The organism is Undibacter mobilis (genome assembly GCF_003367195.1).
In the GTDB taxonomy this organism is placed as follows: domain Bacteria; phylum Pseudomonadota; class Alphaproteobacteria; order Rhizobiales; family Xanthobacteraceae; genus Pseudolabrys; species Pseudolabrys mobilis.
On sequence record NZ_QRGO01000001.1, the window covers coordinates 431,822 to 453,683 of the forward strand.

Sequence of the window (21,862 nt, forward strand, 5' to 3'; positions counted from 1 at the left end):
CGTTGCCTTACGCCGCCATCGCCTGCAGCAATTGCCGCGAACCCGTAACCCAGCCGAAGATGCCGCCCTGCGCCTTGATCATGGCGAGGCCGGCCGCATGAAATTCCGGAAAATAGGACGCGCAGCAGTCCGCCAGCACGATGCAGCGGTAGCCGCGGTCATTGGCCTCGCGAACCGTGGTGTTGACGCAGACTTCGGTGGTGACACCGGCGACCAGCAAATTCTCGATGCCGCGATTGGACAGGATCAGCCCGAGATTGGTGGCGTAGAAAGCGCCCTTGCCCGGCTTGTCGACCACCGGCTCGCCGGCGATCGGATAAAGCGCGTCGATGATGTCGTGGCCGGCTTCGCCCTGGATGAGGATACGGCCCATGGGTCCCGGATCCCCGATGCGTTTCGACGGCGAGCCGCGCTCGACCTTGGCCGGCGGCGCGTCGTGCATGTCAGGCGCGTGGCCTTCGCGGGTATGGATGACGAGAATGCCGGCCGCGCGCGCGGCGTCGAGCACCGCCTTGCACGGTGCCACAGCGGCATTGAGCAGCGACACGTCGTTGCCAAGCGTCTCGCCGAAGCCGCCCGGCTCCATAAAGTCGCGCTGCATGTCGATAATGATCAGCGCGGTACGCGCAAGATCGATGTCGATCGGCGCGGGTTCAGCGGCAATGCGGGTGACCAATGGCTTTCCCTCCCTCGGGGAAAACGACGCCTTGGTTCAACCTCAGCAAGCCGCGTGCCAATCGGTACACAATCGAAAATTACTGCCCGGCAATTGGTCAGACCGACCAATTTGACAAAAAATCCATCGGCTTAACAGCAGGATTGTGCCTGCCGATCAAACAGGCAGCGCTCGGCCGGATCGTATAATGGCAGCCAAAAATTAGGCGATGACGCGCAAAGCCGCGCCGCCGCACTTGTCGTCTACTCCGCCGGCATGCCCTGCTTGGCCAGCCGCCGCGCGGCGCGGCGTTCGCGCCAGCGGTCACGTTTCGCGGCGAGATTGGCGATGGCCATCAGCGCCGCCGGCGTCACGATCAGCGTCAGCACCGTGGCAAAGCCGAGGCCGAACACGATCGCCGTCGACAGGCTGATCCACCACTGCGTCGCCGGGGCGCCGACCGTGATATTGCGATGGACGAATTCGAGGTTGACGCCAAAGGCAATGGGCAACACGCCAAGGATCGCCGTCACCGCGGTGAGCACCACCGGGCGCGCACGCTCGCGGCAGGTCTCCAGGATGGCCTCATAGGCCTCCTGCCCTTCGCGGCGCAGCCGGTCGTAGGTGTCGATCAGAACGATGTTGTTGTTCACGATGACGCCGGCATTGGCGATGATGCCGATGCCGGTCATCACCACGCCGAATGGCTGGCCCATGATCATGAGCCCGAGCAGCACGCCGATGGTTGAGAGCAGCACGGCCGACAGCACCAGCCCGACCGAAATAAAGCGATTGAACTGCGCCAGCAGGATCGCGAAGATCAGGAACAGCGCGGTACCGAAGGCCTTGCCGAGGAAGGCGCCGGCCTTGTCGCGCTCTTCGTCCTCGCCCTTGAGCTTGAAGATGACGCCATCGCCGAGATTCATCTTGCCGAGCGTGTCGACAATGTTCTTCTGCACCACCGCGTTCTGTACACCGTCGGCGATGTTCGACGACACCGTCATGACGCGATTGCCGTTGACGCGGTTGATGTAGCCGACGCGCTGCGCCGGCACGCGCTCGACGAAGTTGCCGATCGGCACGTAGCCGGCCGGAGTCTGCACGCGCAGTTCGTCGATCTGATCGAGGCTGCGGCGGTCTTCCGGGAAGCGGACGATGATGTCGACCGCCTTGTCGTTGTCCGACGGGCGATATTCGGTGACCTTCACGCCGTTGGTGACAAGCTGCACGGCGTTGCCGACCGCGGTCAGCCCGGCGCCATACTTTGCCGCCTCGGTCTTGTTGACGTTGATCTTCCAGTCGATGCCCGGCAGCGGCAGGCCGTCGTCGAGGTCGCGAATCTCCGGCATCGCCGCCAGCGCTTCGGCGACCTTCTTGGCCGCGGCCGGTAACTTGGCCGGATCGAGCGCGGCAAGCTGCACCTGAACCGGCTTGCCGGTCGGCGGACCGCCGCGCGGCGCCGTCACCTCGACAAGCACGCCCGGGATCGACTGCGTGCGTTCGCGGATCTGATCCATGATCACATGGGCCGGCGGGCGCTTCTGCCAGTCGGAAAACTCGTACTGAATGACACCGATCGTATCCTCGGTGATTTCGCTGGAGCCGCGCGGCTGCTCGCCGACGCGAGTGTAGACGGTCTGAAGGCCGTCGGTGGCGAGCACGGTCTTCTCGACCTGCGCCAACGTCTTGTCCTTCTCATCGAGCGACAGGTTGCCGCGCGCATGGACAATCACCTGGCCGTAGTCCGGCTCCACGTTAGGGAAGAACTCGACGCCGTTGCCGAGCTTGCCGTAAGCGCCGATCACCGCGACCAGCAGGCCAACGGCGAGACCCAGAATGAGCACCGGCCGGTGCAGCGCGAAACGCACCGTCCTCATATAAGGCCCTGTGTCGGAAGCGCGGTCGTCATGCGGCACCGGAGAGGCTCGCCCCAGCAGCGCACCGAGAGTCGGCGTGAAGAACAGTGCCACCGCCAGCGACGCCGAGAGCGTCGCGATCAGCGTGATCGGCATGTATTTCATGAACTCGCCGACAATGCCCGGCCAGAACAGCAGCGGCGAGAACGCCGCAACGCGGGTCGCGGTCGCCGCGATCACCGGGCCCGACATGCGCACCGCCGCCTGGGCGTAGGCTTCTTTCGGCGCCATGCCTTCCGACATGCGGCGCTCGGCGTATTCCGAGACGATGATGGCGTCGTCGACCAGCATACCCACCGCCAGGATCAGCGAGAACAGAACGACGATATTGACGGTCAGCCCCGCCAACTGAAGGCCGAGCACGCCGGCGAGGAACGATGCCGGAATGGCGATGCCGATGAACAGCGAAGCACGGAAGCCAAGCGCAAACAGGATAATGACAGCGACCAGCAGCACGCCGGTGGCCACCGAGTTCTGCAGGTCGGCCAGCATCTGCCGGATGATCTTGGATTTGTCCTGCGTGAAGCCGACCTCGACGCCTTCCGGCCAGGTCTTCTGCATCACGGCAACCTGCTTCTTCACCGCATCGACGGTCTCGATGAGGTTGGCGCCGGTACGCTTCGACACTTCGATAGCCATGGCCGGCCGGCCGTTGACGCGGGTCACCGAGGTCGCGTCCTTGAAGGTCGGACGAACGGTCGCGATGTCCCCGAGAGCCACCGACGCGCCGGCGGTCGAGGCGATCGGGATATTGAGCATGTCCTGCGGACGCTCGATCAGACCGGGCACCTTGACGGCGAAGCGGCCGGTCGCGCTTTCCAGCGCGCCTGCGGCAATCAGGCTGTTGGACTGCTGGGTCACCTGAATGAGCTGATCGATCGAAATGCCGTAACTCTTCATCAGCATCGGCTCGGCGACGACTTCGACGGCTTCGTCGCGCGCGCCGCGCAGCTCCGCCTTGAGCACGCCGGGCTGCTGCTCGATCTGGTTCTTGGCCTCGCGCGCGATGCGCAACAGCGTGCGCTCCGGAACGTTGCCGGCCAGCGTCACAATCAGCACCGGATAGAGCGACAGATTGACTTCCTGCACGGAAGGCTCGTCGGCGTCGCGCGGCAGATCGCGCTTGGCCTGATCGACCTTGGCGCGCACGTCGGCAAGCGCCGCATCGGAATTGAAGCCGGCTTCGAATTCGAGCAGCACATAGCCGCCGCCCTCATAGCCGGTGGCGCGCATTTCCTTGACGCTAGTCACCGACTTGAGCTGGGTTTCGACCGGGCGGATCAGCAGGCGCTCGGCGTCTTCCGGGCTGATGCCCCGCTGCGTCAGCTGCACATAGATGATCGGCACCTTGACGTCGGGCTCGGCCTCTTTCGGGATGGTCTGATAGGCAATGAGCCCCGCGACCAGCAGAAAGGCCAGCGTCGCCAAGGTCAGGCGCGCATGGGAGATGGCGTAATTGATCAAACCGGTCATTGTTGAATTCGCCCGTCGAGCCTACTTCGCCGCCGCTTCGGCGGAGACCGCCGACGCATTGACCTTCTGACCTTCGCGCACGAAATCCTGGCCGCGCACGATGACCCGCGCGCCATCGGCAATGCCCGACAGCCACATCGTGTCCTGCATGTCTTCGACGATCTTCACCGGCACGAACTGCACCTTCTGTTCGGCATCGACGATACGGACACCGATGTCGCCGGAGGACGCAATGGTGAGCGCCGAGCGCGGCACCTGCGTCGCCGGCTCCGGCTGCAGCGACACCGCGACTTCGGCGGTGATGCCGTCGGGGATTGTGCCCTGCGCATTGTCCATCTCGACCTCGACGCGATAGGTACGCGTCGTCGCGCTGGCCGACTTGGCCACATAACGCACGCGGCCGGTGGCGGTCACGCCGGTGATCAGCTTCACCGCAGCCGGCTCGCCGACCTTGACGCCGGCGAGCTTGCGCTCGGAGACTTCGACGACCGCCAGCATGGGATCCAGCGCCACGAGGGTCGCAATCTCCTTGCCGGCCATCGAGAACGCCGCGCCGCCGACTTCCGCCGGCACGTCGGTGATGACGCCCGCCCAAGGGGCACGCACGACACTGCGCTCGAGTTCGGCGCGGGCCGCGCTGAGCGAGGCTTCTGCCGCCTTGAATTGCGATTCCAGATTGACCATGTCGAGCTTGGGCAGCGCGCCGCTTTGGATCAGCGTGCGCTTGGCATCGAGCTCGGCCCGGCGTTGCTCGACCAGTGCTTCGGCCTGCGCCAGTTGCGCCTTGCGCGCGTCGTCGGACAATACAGCGACGATTTCGTCCTTTTGGACATGCTGGCCACGCTTGATGCGCAGCTCGGTCAAGGTGCCGCCAGTGCGCGCCGTGATGGCGACCTTACGGTCGGCTTCGGTACGGCCCGACAAAGTCAGCTTCGGCGCATGCTGCTCGATCTTGGCCGGCACGACGGAGACGCGAAACAGCGGCTGCTGTTTGGCTTCCCCGGGACGCACGGCCGCCTCGCCCTGCGCACCTTCATGCGGCACCAGATAACCGGACGCGATCCAGAGCACCGCGGCTGCGACGATGCCGACAGCAGTAATACGGCTTGATTTCATCATGACTTGATACCGTTTCTCGCTTCATTGCCGCCCGCCGCGTTCGTCGGTGCCAGCAGCCCGTGCACCATCCTGAGAACGAGGGGCAGCGAATTTTCCGCGCTGAATTTCGGGTCGACCGAACGCCGCCACGACATGCCATCGCCGATGGCGAGCAACAGGCTGGCGATTGAATCGACGTCGAGGTCGCTGCGGATCTCACCGCGCTCGGCGGCGCGCGCGAGCATCGCGGCCATACGCTCGCGAACCTCGTTCTCGATGGTCTGGTAGAGTTTCGAGATTTCGGGATGACGCCGGCTCTCTGCCATGATCTCGGCGCAGATCGAGACCTCGTCGTCGGTGCGATCGACAAGGTGATATTGCGCCAGCCCCGCGAGCGCCTCGAAGAAGTCGGGCGCGTCATTGACCTGGTTGAAACTGTCGACCGCGTCGGCCCGATTGCGCTCGCAGATACCGGCGATCAGCGCCTCTTTCGACGGAAAATAACGATAGAGATTGCCGGGACTCATCTCCGCCTCGGCGCAAATGTCCTGCATCGAGGCCCGATGAAATCCCGAACGGGCGAAGCAGCGCTCGGCTGCGTCGAGAATTTCTGCGCGGCGATCCGATTGCCGCTGCGGATTTGGATGGCGCATGACTTGTCCGAATTGACCGTTGCGAAACCGCCTGCCGCGAAGGTGAACCGGGCGAATGGCCCCGCCAGCCCCGTCCCGCGGGCAGAAGCCCCCACAGATTGCACTGCACTTAAATGAGAATGAACGTTCACTCTATAAAGAGCGGGCTACCAGCCGTCAAGCCGGACGAGATCGCACGGCCTGTCCGCAACCAGACCAGGCAACGCCGCGCGCGGACATTGACCGGCTCGTGGCCGGCTCATAATTTGAAATCGATGGGGATGGGGTCCCCCGATAACCGCCAAAACGGCTGATGACTCCTGCCAGATCAAACAACGTGCGGCGCCCGATGGCGCGCGCGGGTGGCAGGATTAGGCCGTTTCAGGCGGTCTTTTGTTGCCCGGTGCACAGAAGAGAAGGTGAAACATGCTCTATGCGATCGTTTTTCTCGGCGGCGGGCTCGGCGCGGCGCTGCGGCACGGCGTCAATGTCGGAACCGCCCGGCTCTTCGGGACATCGTTTCCCTTCGGCACCCTGACGGTCAACATCGTCGGCTGCCTCGTCATGGGCCTGCTGACCGGCTATTTCGCCTTCAAAGGTGACACGTCGCAGCACTGGCGGCTGTTTCTGACCACCGGCATCCTCGGCGGTTTCACGACGTTTTCAGCCTTTTCTCTCGATGTGGCCGCGCTCTACGAGCGCGGCGAAGTGGCCATGACGGCGGTCTATGTCCTCGCCTCGGTGATTGTTTCCATTGCCGCGGTCTTCAGCGGGCTTGCGCTGATGCGCAGCCTGACGTGATGTTGGGTCGCGTTGAGCCTCCGGACCGGCCGTGGTATTTTTGCCTTAAATCGGGTGCAAATGGCACCCAACACCAGTTACGGACGACGCTTTCGGGGAGAAACGCCGTGTTGAGAGTTGCAGTCGCAGGATTGATGGTGGCCGGTTTGCTGGCCGGGATGTGGTCGCAGCCGGCGCTGGCGCAGGGGCGTAAGCCCTTCCATGCCATGTCCAACGATGAAAAGAACGACGTAAAGACCGCCGAGAGCGTGGATGCGCAGTATCGCAATGCGCTGGCGCGAACCAGCAAAGGCGATGCCAAGCCGGTACAGGTCGATCCTTGGTCGAACATGCGCGGCGCCGAAACATCGCCTGCCAAGAAAAAGTAGCGGGTTTAGTCCGGCGCTTACCAGCGATAGCGCGGTCCCCAATAGGGGCCGAAATAGTGCCGGCGATAATACGGCCCGTAATAGACCGGCGGCGGCGGTGCCGCGTAATAGATCGGCGGCTCCTCGACATAATAGCGCGGCCGCGATATGCGCCGCGGCGGCACCCGGCCCGAGAAGTCGATGGCGGTTTCGATGGCGAAACCGCTTTTCTCCTGCCAGGTCACGGCGCACCACCCGCCGGTGCAATCCCCAACGTCGATGAGGCTGCCGCTCGGAATCTTGCCGAGAATGTCTTTATCCGTGCCGGGTCCCGACCGCAGATTGACGGTCGACGGCACGTAAGCGGGCTTGGCCAGCGCCGGTCCCGCAGTCACGGCCAGCACAAGGCCGGCGGCGATCGCCATGAATGCACGCATTACCATCGATCCGTTTTCTGTCAGTCCCAGACCGTCATCGCGGACATCATACCATGTCATCCCCCGAAAGCGGCAGCATCGCGGCATTCGAAAGCCGGGCCGGCCGCGCTTGCAGGCCCCTTGGTCCTATGAGAGAAGGCGGCCATGTCAGAGACTGAAAACAACACCCCGCCGCCCGCCGCCGACACACTGCCCGACCGGCTGTCAACCGATCCGCGCAGCCCCTATTTCAACGCCGACATTTTGGCGCGCGACATTGGCATCCGCTTCAAGGGTGTCGAGAAGACCAATGTCGAGGAATATTGCGTCAGCGAAGGCTGGGTCCGCGTCGCTGCCGGCAAGGCACTCGACCGTTACGGCCAGCCGCTGACCATCAAGCTCACCGGGACGGTCGAGCCGTATTTCCGCAACAAGGCCTAAAGTCCGGCGAACTGCAGTGGGCCCCGGAGCGCGCTGATGAACGACGAGCTCGCCAGTTCCGAGATTGCCCGGCTGGAAGAGCGCATTGACGAACTTCGCCAGGCCATTGATCGCTGCGACAAGCTCGCCTGGGCCGCGAAAGTCGCCATCGCCGGCGGCGCCCTGTGGTTTGTGCTGGCGCTTGTGAACGTCCTCATCTTCTCGGCAACCGGATTTACCGGCGCGCTGGCCGCGCTCTTGGGCGGCTTCGTGCTGCTCGGCTCCAACCAGACGACGCGCAACGAAACCGAAGCGGCGCTTCACGCCGCCGACGAGCGGCGCCGGGCGCTGATCGACACCATGCAGCTCAGGCTGGTTGAAGAATCCGACACCACAATCCACTGAAGCCCGCGCCGAGTGGTTAATGCGGATTGATAAAATTGAGGCGATCGCTTCCCGAATAATTTAACGGCCGCATTGCAGTATCCCCGCCATGGTGACGAGACGTGGGAGACTGCAGCAGTGATCCGGATTCCAATCAAAAACGGCGATATCGACGCGGCGCTCGACAAGTTCAAAGCAGCCAAAAAAGAGCAGAATCAGAAGTTCGACGAGCAGGTTGCCGCCTTCTTCGCGCCTAAAGGACAGGACGAGCCTGAGCAGAAGAAGCCGGCCAAAGCGCCGAGCTACCAGAGCATTCTGACGCGCTCGCGCCGCATGGGCTGACGCGCAACGCGAAGCCTGACAACAGCGCCAGCGATAAAAAATGCCCCGCTCAGCGGGGCATTTTTCGTTTCCGGTATTGCGGCAAGAGGCCGGCCCTGCGCCCTACTCCGCCGCTTCCATCCGCGGCCGCACGGCCTCGACCTTGGCGGCGCAGAACTTGAACTCGGGAATCTTGCCGAACGGATCGAGCTTCGGATTGGTCAAAAGGTTCGCCGCCGCTTCGACATACGCGAAGGGGATGAACACGACGCCGTCCGGCACCGCATCGTCCTGCCGCGCCTGCAACTCGACCTCGCCGCGGCGGGTCGAGACGCGCACCATATCGCCGGGCTCGATGCCCAGCTTCTCGATGGTGCCGCGCGACAGCTGCGCGATCGCAGTCGGCTCGATCGCGTCGAGCACCTTGGTGCGGCGAGTCATCGAGCCGGTGTGCCAATGCTCGAGCTGGCGGCCGGTGGAGAGAATGAACGGATAGTCGTGATCCGGCACCTCGTCCGGCGGCTGCAGCTTCGTCGCGACCAGTTTGGCGAAGCCACCCGGGCGGGGGAATCCGGCATCAAACACGACGTCGCGGCCCGGTACATCCGGCCCATCGACCGGATAGGTCACGGCGTGCTGACGCTCGACGCGCTCCCAGGTGATGTTGGCGAGCGCCGGCATCAGCGACGCCATCTCGGTGAAGACCTCGCCGACATGCTTGTAATTCCAGCCGCAGCCGAGGCGGTTGGCGATGTCCTGGATGATCCAGAGATCCTGACGCGCATCGCCCGGCAGCGGCACGGCGGCACGGCCCATCTGCACCTGACGGTTGGTGTTGGTAACGGTGCCGTCCTTCTCCGGCCAGCCCGAGGCCGGCAAAACGACGTCGGCGTAGACGGCGGTCTCGGTGAGGAACAGGTCCTGCACCACCAGATGTTCGAGATCCGCGAGCGCCTGACGCGCGTGATTGAGATCGGGATCGGACATCGCCGGGTTCTCACCCTCGATATACATGCCCTTGATCTCGCCGGCATGGATCGCGTCCATGATCTCGACGACGGTCTTGCCGCGCTTCGGCGGCAGCTTGACGCCCCACGCGCTCTCGTACTGAGCGCGAATTTCCGGGTTCTCGACCGACTTGTAATCCGGGAAGAACATCGGAATGAGGCCGGCATCGGAGGCACCCTGCACGTTGTTCTGGCCGCGCAGCGGATGCAGCCCCGTGCCGGGACGGCCGATCTGGCCGGTGATGAGCGCCAGCGCGATCAGGCAGCGGGCATTATCGGTGCCGTGGGTGTGCTGGGAGACACCCATCCCCCAGAAAATAATCGCTGACTCGGCACGGGCGTAGGCGCGCGCGACTTCGCGTAAGGTGTCGGCGTCGATGCCGCAGATCGGCGCCATCTCTTCCGGCGTGAAGTCCTTGACGTTCTCCTTCCAGGCAGCGAAGCCCTCGACATAGGTCTGGATGTACTGCTCGTCATAGAGCTTCTCGGTCACAATCACATTGAGCATGGCGTTGAGCATTGCCACGTCGGTGCCGTTCTTGAACTGCATCATCTTCCAGGCATGGCGCTTCATCGCCGTGCCGCGCGGATCCATAATGACGAGCTTGGAGCCGCGCTTGGCGGCCTGCTTGAAATAGGTCGCTGCCACTGGATGGTTTTCGGTCGGGTTGGCTCCGATGACGATGATGACTTCCGAGTTCTTCACTTCGTTGAAGGTCGCTGACACCGCGGCCGAGCCGACACCTTCCAGCAGTGCCGACACCGACGAGGCGTGACAGAGCCGCGTACAGTGATCGACATTGTTGGTGCCGAAGCCGGTGCGCACCAACTTCTGGAATAGATAGGCTTCCTCATTCGAACCCTTGGCCGAGCCGAAGCCGGCCAGCGCGTCCGAGCCATCACGATCACGGATGGTCTTGAGGCCACCTGCAGCGCGGTCGAGCGCTTCTTCCCAGGTCGCTTCGCGGAAATGCGTCCAAGGATTGGATGGATCGATGAATTCGTGCGGGACTTTGGGCACGCCTTCCTTGCGAATCATCGGCTTAGTCAGGCGTTGCGGATTGTTGACGTAGTCAAAGCCGAAGCGGCCTTTGACGCAGAGCCGGTTCTCGTTGGCAGGACCGTTGCGGCCGCTGACCGAAACGATCTTGTCGTTCTTGATCTCGTAAGTGAGCTGACAGCCGACGCCGCAATAAGGACAGACCGAGTCCACCGTACGATCAGGGGCGCCGAGATAGACGTTGTTGTCGTCGACCATGGTCGAGGGCATCAGCGCGCCGGTTGGGCAGGCCTGCACGCATTCGCCGCAGGCGACGCAGGTCGAATTGCCCATCGGATCGTCGAAATCGAATACGATCTTTTCGTTGTGACCGCGGCCGGCCATGCCGATGACGTCGTTGACCTGCACTTCACGGCAGGCGCGGACGCAGAGATTACACTGAATGCAGGCGTCGAGATTGACCGCCATCGCCGGGTGGCTGCGGTCGGGCGCCGGCACGATAATCGCGTCGCGCCTGGGGAAGCGGCCTGCCTCAACGTTCTGACGCTTGGCGGTCTTCCAGAATTCGCTGTCGCGATCGTGTGCGACTTCCATCGCCGGCTGATCGGTGACCAGCAGCTCGGCGACCATCTTGCGCGCGGTCTGCGCGCGGTGGGTGTCGGTTTTGACCTTCATGCCCGGCGACGGCGTACGGATGCAAGACGCAGCGAGCACGCGCTCACCCTCGATCTCAACCATGCAGACACGGCAGTTGCCGTCGGCGCGGTAGCCGGGCTGTGGCGAGTAGCACAGATGTGGCAGCTTGATGTCGAGGCGGCGCGCGGCGTTGAAGATCGACTCGCCCGCGCGAATGTCGATCTCATGGCCGTCGATAAAGAAAGTGCTGGCCGGCTTGTCGGTCATGGCGCGAGGTCCTGAAGCGGCGTTTCGAGATCTTCGGGGAAATACGTGAGCACCGACAGAAGCGGATTGGGCGCGGCCTGGCCGAGACCGCAGATCGAGGCGTCGCGCATCAATGTCGACAATTCGGTCAGCAGACCGACGTTCCAGGGGCCATGTTCCATTAGCTTGACAGCCTTCTCGGTGCCGACGCGGCACGGCGTGCATTGGCCGCAGCTTTCATCCTCGAAGAACTTCATGAGGTTGAGCGCGACCGCCTTCATGTCGTCCTTGTCGGAAAGAATGACCACCGCATGCGAGCCGACAAAGCCGCCGTGCTTTTCGAAGGTGCCGAAATCGAGCGGATGTTCGGCGAATGACGCCGGAAAGATACCGCCCGAGGCGCCGCCGGGCAGGAAGCCCTTGAGCGTGTGGCCGCCCTGCATGCCTCCGCAATAATTCTCAATCAGTTCGCGGATCGTCGTGCCGGCCGGCGCAACTTTCACGCCGGGATTCTTCACGCGGCCTGACACCGAAAAGCTGCGGAAGCCGGTGCGCTCCGGCTTGCCCTGCGAGGCGAACCACTGTGGACCCTTCTCGATGATGTCGCGGATCCAGTACATGGTCTCCACGTTCTGCTCGAGCGTCGGACGGCCGAACAGGCCCTTCTGCGCGACATAAGGCGGGCGATGGCGCGGCAGGCCGCGCTTGCCCTCGATCGACTCGATCATCGCCGACTCTTCACCGCAAATGTAAGCACCGGCGCCGCGGCGCACATGCACCTTGGTGTGCGGCGACAGACCGGCAGCGGCAACCTTGCCGAGCTCCTCGATCAGCATCAGCCGGATCTCGGGATACTCGTCGCGTATGTAGAGATAAGTGTCGGCGGCTTCGACCACAAAGGCCGCGATCAGCATGCCTTCGATGAAACGGTGCGGATCGCGTTCGAGATAATAGCGGTCCTTGAACGTGCCCGGCTCGCCCTCGTCGCAGTTCACCGCGAACAGGCGCGGCGCCGGCTCGGAGCGCACCAGCGACCATTTTCGCCCGGTCGGGAAACCGGCGCCGCCCAGACCGCGCAAGCCGGCATCGCTGACGATCTTGACGAGTTCGTCGATCGTGCGTTTGCCCGCAGCTAGGTCTTTCAGCAGCGAATAGCCGCCCTTCTGCCGGTAGGTCGCGAGATCGGTCTCGGGATTCCAGGCATGGGGATGCGGATGCGCCTTCACCGCAGCGGCGATCTTGTCAGCCGTAGCGTTGAAGGTCTGCATGTGGCCGACGGCAACGGCGGGTGCATGATCGCAAGCGCCCATGCAGGGCGCGCGCACCACACGGACATCCTTGCCGAGCTTACCCGGCAGTTCGGTGAGCAGCTTGTCAGCGCCGGCCATACAGCACGACAATGAATCGCAAACGCGCACGGTGACCGGCGCCGGCGGTGCTTCGCCTTCCTTCACCACGTCGAAATGCGAATAGAAGGTCGCAACCTCGTAGACCTCGGCCTGAGCCATGCGCATCTCCTGCGCCAGCGCGGCAAGGTGCGGCGCGGAGATGTGGCCGTATTGATCCTGGATGAGATGCAGATGCTCGATGAGCAGATCGCGCCGCCGCGGCCGATCAATAAGTAGCGCCTGGACTTCGCTGAGGGCCCGCGGATCGACCTGACGCCCCTTCGGGGTACGCCGCGCCTTACGCCGACCGCCGTTGCCCGAACCTTGACCCGGACCAGGGCCATTCCCGCCCGTTTTCGGCGGATTATGGATATTCATCGTGTTCTCCCAGACGTCCTTTTTGAAGCCGTTCCAGAGAGTGGACAACCCCGTACCCGGCATGGGTTAATAGCTAAAAGCTATCGTGGGAGGGGCCATTGCCGCGGAAGTCTGATGTATCCACCCGAGACCCGTAACAAGATAAGCAACTGATTTAGAAGGATTATTCCTTTGATCGACAAGCTTGAGTTCCTGCTGGCGCTGGCACGGGAGAAGCACTTTGGCAGGGCCGCCGAATCCTGCGGTGTCACCCAGCCGACCTTGTCGGCCGGCGTTAAGCAGATCGAGGAGCAGATGGGCGTGCTGCTGGTCAAACGCGGCTCGCGATTCCAGGGCTTTACGCCGGAGGGCGAGCGCGTGCTGGAATGGGCGCGGCGCATCGTCGGCGACAGCCGGGCCATGCGCGAGGACATCAAGGCGCTGCGCCACGGCCTGACCGGACGGCTGCGCATCGCCGCGATCCCCACGGCGCTGCCTATGGTTGCCGCGCTTACAACACCCTTTCGCGAGCGGCACCCCAACGTGCAGTTCACAGTGCTGTCGCGAACGTCGGTCGAGATTCTCGACCTGCTGGAAAATCTCGAGATCGACGCCGGTATCACCTACATCGAGAACGAGCCGATTGGCCGCGTCAACATCGTGCCGCTCTATCAGGAGCACTACCGGCTGCTGACATCGGCCGATGCCCCGCTAGGCGATCGCACCAGCGTGACGTGGGCGGAGGTGGCGCAGGTGCCGCTGTGCCTGCTGACGCCCGACATGCAGAACCGCCGCATTATCGACCGACTTCTGAAAAGCGCCGGCAGTGAGTCGCGGCCCACGCTCGAGTCGAACTCGATGATCCTGTTATACAGCCATGTGCGCACCGGGCGCTGGGCAAGCGTGATGCCCGAGAAGATCGCGCAAACTCTCGGCCTCACCGAGACGATCCGCGCCATTCCGATCCTGGAACCAGACGCGGTGCAGACGATCGGCCTTGTCGTACCTCGGCGCGAGCCAATGACGCCGACAACGGCGGCGCTCGTTACCGAGGCCAAGCGTATTGCTCCGTCACTAGCGTAAGGTTTTTTTGAACGGGCCTACTTCTTCGCCGCCGTTTTGGCCGGCTTCTTGCGCGCCTTGCCTTTCGCGCGTTTGATGCCGTCCATGATCAATCCTTCGGCTTCGCGGGCATCGAGCCAGCGCACGATTGATACCCACTTGCCCTTTTCCAGATCCTTGTAGTGCTGGAAGAAGTGCGCAATCTGCTCGATCATCACATCGGGCAGATCGCGATAGCTGGTGACGCCTTTATAGAAAGGATGCAGCTTGTCCACCGGCACGGCGAGGATTTTCTCGTCGCCGCCGGCTTCGTCTTCCATCAGCAATGCGCCGACCGGACGCACGCGGATCACCGCACCCGGCACAACCGGCACCTGGGTGATCACCATGACGTCGCAGGGATCGCCGTCGTTCGACAATGTATGTGGGATGAATCCGTAATTACCCGGATAGAACATCGCCGTATGCAGAAATCGATCGACGAACAGCGCGCTCGAGGCCTTGTCGAACTCGTATTTGACCGGCACGCCGCCGAGCGGCACCTCGATCACGGCGTAGACGTCGTGCGGCGGATTGAGCCCGGTCGGTATCTTGTTAAGGTCCATGGCGAAGCCTTCATCGTCTGGCAAAAACGAAGGCTAGACCATTTGTCGTTAAGATGAAATTGCTGCGCTCCCCTCGCCCCGCACCGCGGGGCGAGGGGGAAGCCGCCTAGGTCACCTTCTCTTGCATGTGGCGGAACATGGCCTTCTTGGCCTCATCATCAAATTCTGTCTTGAATGCATGCCGGTCCTTGACGGCGACGGCGCGGGCCGCGGCCGGACGCGCGTTGATCTCGTCCATCAGGCGCTTGAGGTTCGGAAACTTGGCCCAATAGCTCTCACCGAGCGCCACCGGGATGAGCCGCGCCCAGCCCCACAGCGCCATGTCGATGATCGTGTAGGTATCGCCGACCATGTACTTCTGCTTACCCAGCCGCGCATCGATGATACCGTAATGCCGCTGCGCTTCGTACATATAGCGGTTGATGGCGTATTCGATCTTCTCGGGCGCGTAGTTGCGGAAGTGGACCGACTGGCCCGAATAAGGCCCGACGCCCGAAGCGATGAACATCAGCCAGGACAACAGCTCGCCACGCATCTTGTCGCCGGCCGGCGGCATGAACTTGCCGGTCTTCTCGCCGAGATAGAGCAGGATCGCGTTCGAATCGAACACCGTGACGTCGCCATCCACGATTGCCGGCACCTTGGCATTCGGATTGATTGCCAGAAATTCCGGCTTGTGCTGTTCGCCCCTCCGGGTGTCGACCGGGACCGCCTCATAGGGCAGACCGGCCTCCTCGAGGAACAGCGCCACTTTCATCGGATTTGGCGCGCCGGAATAATAGAACTTGAGCATCTTGCTTTTCCCTTGGGTGACCCGGTTTCAAATAGGCGCGCAGTCGATCATCCCGTCCGACCTGAGGCAAGCGGGATGGCCGCAAAAATACGTGAGGCAGGTCTGCCGTTTTCCGGGGGAAGAAAAACGGGCGGCCCGAAGGCCGCCCGTTGTGTTCAGTCACGATGAAATCGGCGGCGATGAGTAGCCGGCCCTAGAACAATCCGACGATCCGGCCATCGGCGCCGACATCGATGGTGTCCGCCGACGGCGTCTTCGGCAAACCCGGCATGGTCATGATTTCACCGCAGACGGCGACGATGAACTCGGCACCGGCGGAGAGACGCACTTCGCGGACCGGGATATTGAAGCCGGTAGGCGCGCCCTTGGCGTCCGGGTTGGTCGAGAACGAGTACTGCGTCTTGGCGATGCAGACTGGCAGCTTGCCGAAACCCATCTCTTCCCAGGTCTTGAGCTGATCCTTGACCGACTTGTCGGCGGTCGCATCGTCGGCGCGGTAGATTTCCTTGCAGATGGTGCGGATCTTCTCGAACAGCGGCATCTCGTCCGGGTAGAGGAATTTGAGGTTGGCCTTGCCCTCATCGATGGTCTTGACCACCGCCTTGGCCACGTCAGCCGCGCCCTCGCCGCCCATGGCCCAGTGATCGGCCATCAGCGCCTCAACACCAAGCGCCTTGCACTTCTCCTTGACCAGCTTGATTTCGTTATCGGTGTCAGCCGAGAAGCGGTTGATCGACACCACCGCCGGCAGTCCGAACTTCTTGAGGTTCTCGATGTGCCGCTGCAGGTTCGACATGCCGGCCTCGAGTGCCTTCAGATCTTCCTTCTTCAGGTCTTCCTTCTTGACCCCACCGTGCATCTTGAGCGCCCGGATGGTCGCGACGATAACGACGCAATCGGGCTTGAGTCCCGCCTTGCGGCATTTGATGTCAATGAACTTTTCGGCGCCAAGGTCGGCGCCGAAGCCGGCTTCGGTCACCACGTAATCGGCGAGCTTCAGGGCGGTCGCCGTCGCCGACACCGAGTTACAGCCGTGGGCGATGTTGGCGAAGGGGCCGCCATGGATGAAGGCCGGCGTGCCTTCGAGCGTCTGCACCATATTCGGAGCAATCGCGTCCTTGAGCAGCGCGGCCATCGCACCGTGAGCATTCAGTTCCTTGGCGCGCACCGGCTTACGCTCGCGCGTATAGCCCACGATGATGTTGCCGAGACGGGTCTTGAGGTCCTCGAGATCCTTGGCGAGGCAAAAGATCGCCATGACTTCGGACGCCACGGTGATGTCGAAGCCAGCCTCACGCGGATAGCCGTTGGCGACGCCGCCGAGCGAGCAGACGATTTCGCGCAGCGCGCGGTCGTTCATGTCGAGTACGCGGCGCCAGGCGACACGGCGCGTATCGATACCGAGCGAGTTACCCCAGTAGATGTGGTTATCGATCAGCGCCGAAAGCAGATTGTGCGCCGAGGTGATGGCGTGGAAGTCGCCGGTGAAATGGAGGTTGATATCCTCCATGGGGATCACCTGCGCATAACCGCCGCCGGCAGCGCCGCCTTTGACGCCGAAGCATGGGCCGAGCGACGGCTCGCGCAGCGCACACATCGCCTTCTTGCCGATGTGGTTGAGTGCGTCGGTGAGACCGACCGTGGTTGTAGTCTTGCCTTCGCCGGCTGGCGTCGGGTTGATAGCGGTGACGAGGATCAGCTTGCCGTTCGGCTTGTTGGCGAGCGACTTGATGTACTCCATCGATACCTTGGCCTTGTAGTGGCCATAGGGCTCGAGGTTGTCGATCGCGATACCGAGCCTTTCCTTGGCCACGTCGGCGATGCGACGTGGCTTGGCGGCCTGGGCGATTTCAATATCGGATTTCGGAGACTGGTGCTGCGAAGCAGGCATGGTGCGTTTCCAACTGATGCGGTGAACCGGCTATTCGTTACTCTTTGACATGGCCGGGTTTGACCCGGCCTGACGGCATCCAATCAGGCGAACCTCGATTTCAGCGCGAGATTGACCGACTTCGCCCACTCGCCGGCGCTGACCTTCTTGCCGCCTTCGGCCTGGACACGGGTGACGTTGAAGCGGCCGTCGGCGCAGACGACGGTGATGCTGTTGTCATCCATGGCGACGATCTCGCCGAGCTTGCCGGCGATACCTTTCGGATCGCGCGCCGGCAGCGGCTTGGCGTCGAACACCTTGACGGTGGCGCCGTTGAACGTGGTCCAGGCGCCGGGCGCCGGATTGCAGCCGCGGATCAAGCGGTCGATCTGCTCCCATGGCTTGCCCCAGTCGATCTTCGCGTTCTCGGCGCGGCACAGGCCTTCGTAAGTCGCCTTGGACTCATCTTGCTTGATCTTCGGCGCCTTGCCGGCCTTCACCAGATCCACGCCTTCAAGCATGGCATCGACGCCCATCGGGAACAGGCGGTCGAAATAGACGGTGCCGAGCGTGTCGGTGTCGGAGATCGGCGTCTTTTTCTGAATCAGGATGTCGCCGGTATCGAGGCCGTTGTCCGGCCAGAAGATCGACAGGCCCGTTTCCTTCTCGCCTTTGATGATCGGCCAGTTGATGGCGGAAGCGCCGCGATAGGCCGGCAGCAGAGACGGGTGATACTGGATCGAGCCATGGGTCGGGATGTTGAGGAATTCCTCCGGCACGAACAACGTCACGAAGGCCATAACCTGCAGATCCGGCTTCAGCGCCTTGAACTCGTCCCAGACTTTCGGATCCTTGTAGGACGCCGGCTGATGCACCGGCAGGCCGGCGGCAAGCGCGGCCTCCTTGAGCGGATCGGCCTTCGCGCCCTCTTTCTCGGGCGCGACATAGACGGCAACGACGTTGTCACCGCGTTTGAGCAGCGCTTCCAGCACCGCCTTGCCGAAGGCTTGCTGGCCGTGGACCACAATACGCATCAATGACTCTCCCCGATCCTTCTTGTTCCGGACGCCGCGCGGCACAAAGTGATGCGCGGCAGAACCGTGACCATTCCAAGCTCAGTGGTCACGACGGTCCCGGCTTTGCAGCGCATCGCAAGTGCGCTGCACTGCAAATAGGCTTACGCCGCTTTCTCTTTCTTCTCCGGCGCGCTGAGAGCGCCCGAGTTCTTGATTTCCGCGATCTCCGCCGCTTTGAAGCCGAGCACGTCGGACAGAATTTCGTCGGTGTGCTCGCCAAGCAGAGGCGACCTCTTCACCTCGGAGATCGAATCCGACATCTTGATTGGATTGCCGACGGTCAGATACTTGCCACGAGTCGGGTGGTCAACTTCGACCACCGTTCCGGTATCGCGCAGCGATTTCTCTTCGGCAATTTCCTTCATCGACAGGATCGGGCCGACTGGAATATCGACCGCGTTGCACGCATTCATGACCTCAAACTTGGTCATGGTCATAGTCCACTGCTCGATGCGGGCGAAAATCTGGTTGAGCTTCGGTAGACGCGCCTTCGGCGTCGCGAATTCCGGATCGGTCTTCCAGGTCGGCTCGCCGATGATGTCGCAGATCTCGCCCCAAACCGGCGCCTGGGTGATGAAGTAGATGTAGGCGTTCGGATCTTCCGGCGCACCCTTGCACTTGAGAATGCGGCCCGGCTGACCGCCACCGGAATCGTTGCCTGCGCGCGGCGTCGCATCGCCGAACGGAATGCCCTCGCCATACTGCGAGTATTCGGTGAGCGGTCCGTGCTTGAGGCGCTGCTGGTCGCGCAGTTTGACGCGTGACAGATTAAGGACGCCATCCTGCATGGCGCAGAGCACCTTCTGGCCGCGGCCGGTGCGGATGCGCTGATACAAGGCCGACACGATTCCGAGCGCCAGATGAAGACCGGTGCCGCTATCGCCGATCTGTGCGCCGGTGACGAGCGGTGGCCCATCGCGGAAGCCGGTGGTCGAAGCCGAGCCGCCGGCACACTGCGCGACGTTCTCGTAGACCTTACAATCTTCATACGGGCCGGGGCCGAAACCCTTCACCGAGGCAACGATCATGCGCGGATTAAGCTTGTGGATGTAGTCCCATGTCAGCCCCATGCGGTCGAGCGCGCCGGGCGCGAAGTTCTCAACCAGCACATCGCAGGACTTGATGAGCGCGTTGAGCACGCGCATGCCCTGTGGGTGCTTGGAGTCGATTGTGATCGAGCGCTTGTTATGGTTGAGCATGGTGAAATAGAGCGAGTCCGCACCCTTCACATCGACCAGCTGGCCGCGCGTGATGTCGCCGACTCCGGGGCGCTCGACCTTGATAACGTCCGCGCCGAACCAGGCCAGCAATTGGGTGCAGGTCGGACCCGACTGCACATGCGTGAAATCAAGAATGCGCACGCCCTGCAGTGCCTTGCCGTCCTGACCGAAGGGCTTGGACGACGGCTTGGGATAAGCACCGTTGCCGTTGGCCGCCTTCTTCGACACCGCCTTCTTCGCCGCAAGTTTCACCGCCTTGCGGGTGGCGGGTTTCGCCGACTTCCTGGCCGATTTTTTGGCGGCTTTTTTAGCCGGCTTTTTGGCGTTCGTCTTCTTGGCTTTCTTGGCCATCGTCCTGTTCTCCTGTCTCGACCTTGTCCCGGGCGCCGTTAGACGCTTCCGGGCGGGTGTCATTTCTTCTTCAATTGGCTCTGCGGATTGAGATTGCCGATCCGGCCCGACTCGCTGCCGGCGGCCGGATCAAGCACGGCGTTGATCAAGGTCGGCTTGCCCGAATCCATCGCTGCATTAACCGCCCGCTTCAACTCATCCGGTGAGGTCGCGTTGACGCCGACGCCGCCGAAGGCCTCCATCATCTTGTCGTAGCGCGCGCCCTTGACGAATACGGTGGTCGCCGGATCGTCGCTCGTCTTGTTGACGTCGGTGCCACGGTAGATGCCGTCATTGTTGAAAACGACGATACAGACCGGCAGGCCGTAGCGGCAGATGGTCTCGATCTCCATGCCGGAGAAGCCGAATGCCGAATCGCCCTCGACGCACAGCACACGCTGGCCGGTTTCGACCGCGGCGGCGACGGCATAGCCCATGCCGATGCCCATAATGCCCCAGGTGCCGACGTCGATGCGCTTGCGCGGCTTGTAGACATCGATAATGCCGCGCGCGAGATCGAGGGTGTTGGCGCCTTCATTGACAAGGATGGCGTCGGGCCGCTCCTTGACGATGGTGCGCAGCACACCCAGCGCGCCGTGATAATCCATCGGCACATTATTGTTCATCAGACGCGGCGCCATCTTGGCGACGTTCTCCTCGCGCTTCTTGGCGACCGCCGAAACCCAGTCGGCCGACGGCGCCGGCCACTTGTCGCCCATGCCCTTGAGCAGCGCATCAACGCAGGAACCGATGTCGCCAACCACAGGCGCCACGATCTCCACGTTCGAATCCATTTCCTTGGGTTCGATATCGATCTGAATGAATTTCTTCGGCGCGTCGCCCCAAGCCTTGCCCTTGCCGTGCGACAGCAGCCAGTTGAGGCGGGCGCCGATCAGCATGACAACGTCGGAGTCCTTCAGCACGGTCGAACGCGCCGCACCGGCGCATTGCGGATGCGTGTCTGGCAGCAGGCCTTTGGCCATCGACATCGGCAGGAACGGCACGCCGGACTTCTCGATCAGCGCCTTCACCGCATCGTCGGCCTGGGCATAGGCCGCGCCCTTCCCCAGAATGATCAGCGGCTTCTTGGCGCTCTTGAGTACCTCGAGCGCACGCTTGATCGATTCAGGTGCCGGGATCTGCGCGGGCGCAGGATCAATCACCTTGACCAGCGACTTCCTGCCGGCTTCGGCATCCATTACCTGGCCGAACAGCTTGGCCGGCAGGTCGAGATAAACACCACCGGGACGGCCAGAGACGGCGGCGCGGATGGCGCGGGCGAGACCGATGCCGATGTCCTGGGCATGCAGCACACGAAACGCCGCCTTGCACAAAGGCTTGGCAATGGCGAGCTGGTCCATTTCCTCGTAGTCGCCCTGCTGCAGATCGACGATCTCGCGCTCGGACGAGCCTGAAATCAGGATCATCGGAAAGCAGTTGGTGGTGGCATGGGCCAGCGCCGTCAGGCCATTGAGAAAGCCCGGCGCCGAGACTGTGACGCATATGCCCGGCTGCTTCGTAAGATAGCCGGCGATCGATGCGGCGTAACCCGCGGCTTGCTCGTGGCGGAACGACAGCACACGCAGCCCCTCCGCCTGCGACATGCGCAGGAAATCCGTGATCGGAATGCCCGGCACAGCATAGAGCGTCTTGACGCCGTTAAGCTTGAGCGCGTCGATGATGAGATTGAAGCCATCGGTCAGCTCACGCTCACCGCCGGCATCCTGTTTCACCGCTGCTTCTGCCATT

General features: G+C 62.7%; 20 protein-coding genes and 1 riboswitch. Of the genes, 7 read left to right on the forward strand and 13 right to left on the reverse strand.

Features of this window, described 5'->3' with window-relative positions:
- Positions 1 to 7: 7 nt before the first annotated feature.
- Entirely contained in the window at positions 8 to 676 is a 669-nt protein-coding gene (locus DXH78_RS02025; RefSeq protein WP_245416703.1) for a cysteine hydrolase family protein, read from the reverse strand.
- Between DXH78_RS02025 and DXH78_RS19745 the strand changes: the two genes are divergently transcribed.
- Positions 676 to 864, forward strand: a complete 189-nt coding sequence (locus DXH78_RS19745; protein ID WP_168192680.1) for a hypothetical protein — start codon at positions 676 to 678, stop codon at positions 862 to 864. The genes DXH78_RS02025 and DXH78_RS19745 overlap by 1 nt on opposite strands.
- Positions 865 to 918: 54 nt before the next feature.
- Here DXH78_RS19745 and DXH78_RS02030 read toward each other — a convergent pair whose 3' ends face one another.
- Genes DXH78_RS02030 through DXH78_RS02040 form a run of 3 tightly spaced genes read right to left on the reverse strand, consistent with a single transcriptional unit; the run spans position 919 to position 5,795 of the window.
- The gene (locus tag DXH78_RS02030; protein WP_115515499.1) at positions 919 to 4,044 is read right to left on the reverse strand and encodes an efflux RND transporter permease subunit; all 3,126 of its coding nucleotides are present in this window, start codon (positions 4,042 to 4,044) and stop codon (positions 919 to 921) included.
- A 21-nt stretch (positions 4,045 to 4,065) separates the two neighbouring features.
- On the reverse strand, positions 4,066 to 5,163 hold the full coding sequence (locus DXH78_RS02035) for an efflux RND transporter periplasmic adaptor subunit (protein WP_115515500.1): 1,098 nt from the start codon (positions 5,161 to 5,163) through the stop codon (positions 4,066 to 4,068).
- Entirely contained in the window at positions 5,160 to 5,795 is a 636-nt protein-coding gene (locus tag DXH78_RS02040) for a TetR/AcrR family transcriptional regulator (RefSeq protein ID WP_115515501.1), read from the reverse strand. The genes DXH78_RS02035 and DXH78_RS02040 overlap by 4 nt, the downstream gene beginning before the upstream one ends.
- Before the next feature lie 247 nt (positions 5,796 to 6,042).
- Positions 6,043 to 6,104, forward strand: a riboswitch (Fluoride riboswitch).
- 96 nt (positions 6,105 to 6,200) lie between these two features.
- On the opposite strand from DXH78_RS02040, the gene crcB reads away from it, so the two are divergent.
- Positions 6,201 to 6,575, forward strand: a complete 375-nt coding sequence (gene crcB / locus DXH78_RS02045) for a fluoride efflux transporter CrcB (RefSeq protein ID WP_115515502.1) — start codon at positions 6,201 to 6,203, stop codon at positions 6,573 to 6,575.
- Positions 6,576 to 6,682: 107 nt separating this feature from the next.
- A complete protein-coding gene (locus DXH78_RS02050) occupies positions 6,683 to 6,943 on the forward strand; it encodes a hypothetical protein (protein ID WP_147292557.1) in 261 nt (86 codons plus the stop codon).
- Between the two features lie 17 nt (positions 6,944 to 6,960).
- Here DXH78_RS02050 and DXH78_RS02055 read toward each other — a convergent pair whose 3' ends face one another.
- Positions 6,961 to 7,359 carry an SH3 domain-containing protein gene (locus tag DXH78_RS02055; RefSeq protein WP_168192681.1) on the reverse strand — a complete coding sequence of 133 codons (399 nt, stop codon included), beginning with the start codon at positions 7,357 to 7,359 and terminating at the stop codon, positions 6,961 to 6,963.
- Positions 7,360 to 7,503: 144 nt separating this feature from the next.
- Between DXH78_RS02055 and DXH78_RS02060 the strand changes: the two genes are divergently transcribed.
- From DXH78_RS02060 to DXH78_RS02070, 3 genes are all read left to right on the forward strand, one after another.
- Complete coding sequence (locus tag DXH78_RS02060) at positions 7,504 to 7,779, forward strand: DUF3297 family protein (protein ID WP_115515505.1); 276 nt, start codon at positions 7,504 to 7,506, stop codon at positions 7,777 to 7,779.
- Positions 7,780 to 7,815: 36 nt separating this feature from the next.
- Positions 7,816 to 8,163, forward strand: a complete 348-nt coding sequence (locus DXH78_RS02065) for a hypothetical protein (RefSeq protein WP_115515506.1) — start codon at positions 7,816 to 7,818, stop codon at positions 8,161 to 8,163.
- Between the two features lie 117 nt (positions 8,164 to 8,280).
- Positions 8,281 to 8,484: a hypothetical protein gene (locus DXH78_RS02070; protein ID WP_115515507.1), complete on the forward strand. Its 204-nt coding sequence runs from the start codon at positions 8,281 to 8,283 to the stop codon at positions 8,482 to 8,484.
- Between the two features lie 102 nt (positions 8,485 to 8,586).
- On the opposite strand, the gene fdhF is transcribed toward DXH78_RS02070, so the two are convergent.
- The gene (gene fdhF, locus DXH78_RS02075; RefSeq protein ID WP_115515508.1) at positions 8,587 to 11,373 is read right to left on the reverse strand and encodes a formate dehydrogenase subunit alpha; all 2,787 of its coding nucleotides are present in this window, start codon (positions 11,371 to 11,373) and stop codon (positions 8,587 to 8,589) included.
- Positions 11,370 to 13,118: an NAD(P)H-dependent oxidoreductase subunit E gene (locus DXH78_RS02080; RefSeq protein WP_210209493.1), complete on the reverse strand. Its 1,749-nt coding sequence runs from the start codon at positions 13,116 to 13,118 to the stop codon at positions 11,370 to 11,372. The genes fdhF and DXH78_RS02080 overlap by 4 nt, the downstream gene beginning before the upstream one ends.
- Before the next feature lie 171 nt (positions 13,119 to 13,289).
- Here DXH78_RS02080 and DXH78_RS02085 point away from each other — a divergent pair, with 171 nt between their 5' ends.
- On the forward strand, positions 13,290 to 14,180 hold the full coding sequence (locus DXH78_RS02085; protein ID WP_115515510.1) for a LysR family transcriptional regulator: 891 nt from the start codon (positions 13,290 to 13,292) through the stop codon (positions 14,178 to 14,180).
- A 17-nt stretch (positions 14,181 to 14,197) separates the two neighbouring features.
- Here DXH78_RS02085 and ppa read toward each other — a convergent pair whose 3' ends face one another.
- The 6 genes from ppa to oxc form a co-directional block, all read right to left on the reverse strand.
- The gene (gene ppa / locus DXH78_RS02090; protein ID WP_115517675.1) at positions 14,198 to 14,764 is read right to left on the reverse strand and encodes an inorganic diphosphatase; all 567 of its coding nucleotides are present in this window, start codon (positions 14,762 to 14,764) and stop codon (positions 14,198 to 14,200) included.
- Between the two features lie 106 nt (positions 14,765 to 14,870).
- The gene (locus tag DXH78_RS02095) at positions 14,871 to 15,557 is read right to left on the reverse strand and encodes a glutathione S-transferase family protein (protein WP_115515511.1); all 687 of its coding nucleotides are present in this window, start codon (positions 15,555 to 15,557) and stop codon (positions 14,871 to 14,873) included.
- Positions 15,558 to 15,750: 193 nt separating this feature from the next.
- Entirely contained in the window at positions 15,751 to 17,448 is a 1,698-nt protein-coding gene (locus tag DXH78_RS02105) for a formate--tetrahydrofolate ligase (protein WP_115515513.1), read from the reverse strand.
- Positions 17,449 to 17,531: 83 nt separating this feature from the next.
- A complete protein-coding gene (locus DXH78_RS02110; RefSeq protein ID WP_115515514.1) occupies positions 17,532 to 18,461 on the reverse strand; it encodes a methionyl-tRNA formyltransferase in 930 nt (309 codons plus the stop codon).
- A gap of 143 nt (positions 18,462 to 18,604) precedes the next feature.
- Complete coding sequence (frc, locus tag DXH78_RS02115) at positions 18,605 to 20,074, reverse strand: formyl-CoA transferase (RefSeq protein WP_245416704.1); 1,470 nt, start codon at positions 20,072 to 20,074, stop codon at positions 18,605 to 18,607.
- 59 nt (positions 20,075 to 20,133) lie between these two features.
- The gene (gene oxc, locus DXH78_RS02120; RefSeq protein ID WP_115515515.1) at positions 20,134 to 21,861 is read right to left on the reverse strand and encodes an oxalyl-CoA decarboxylase; all 1,728 of its coding nucleotides are present in this window, start codon (positions 21,859 to 21,861) and stop codon (positions 20,134 to 20,136) included.
- Position 21,862 lies beyond the last annotated feature (1 nt).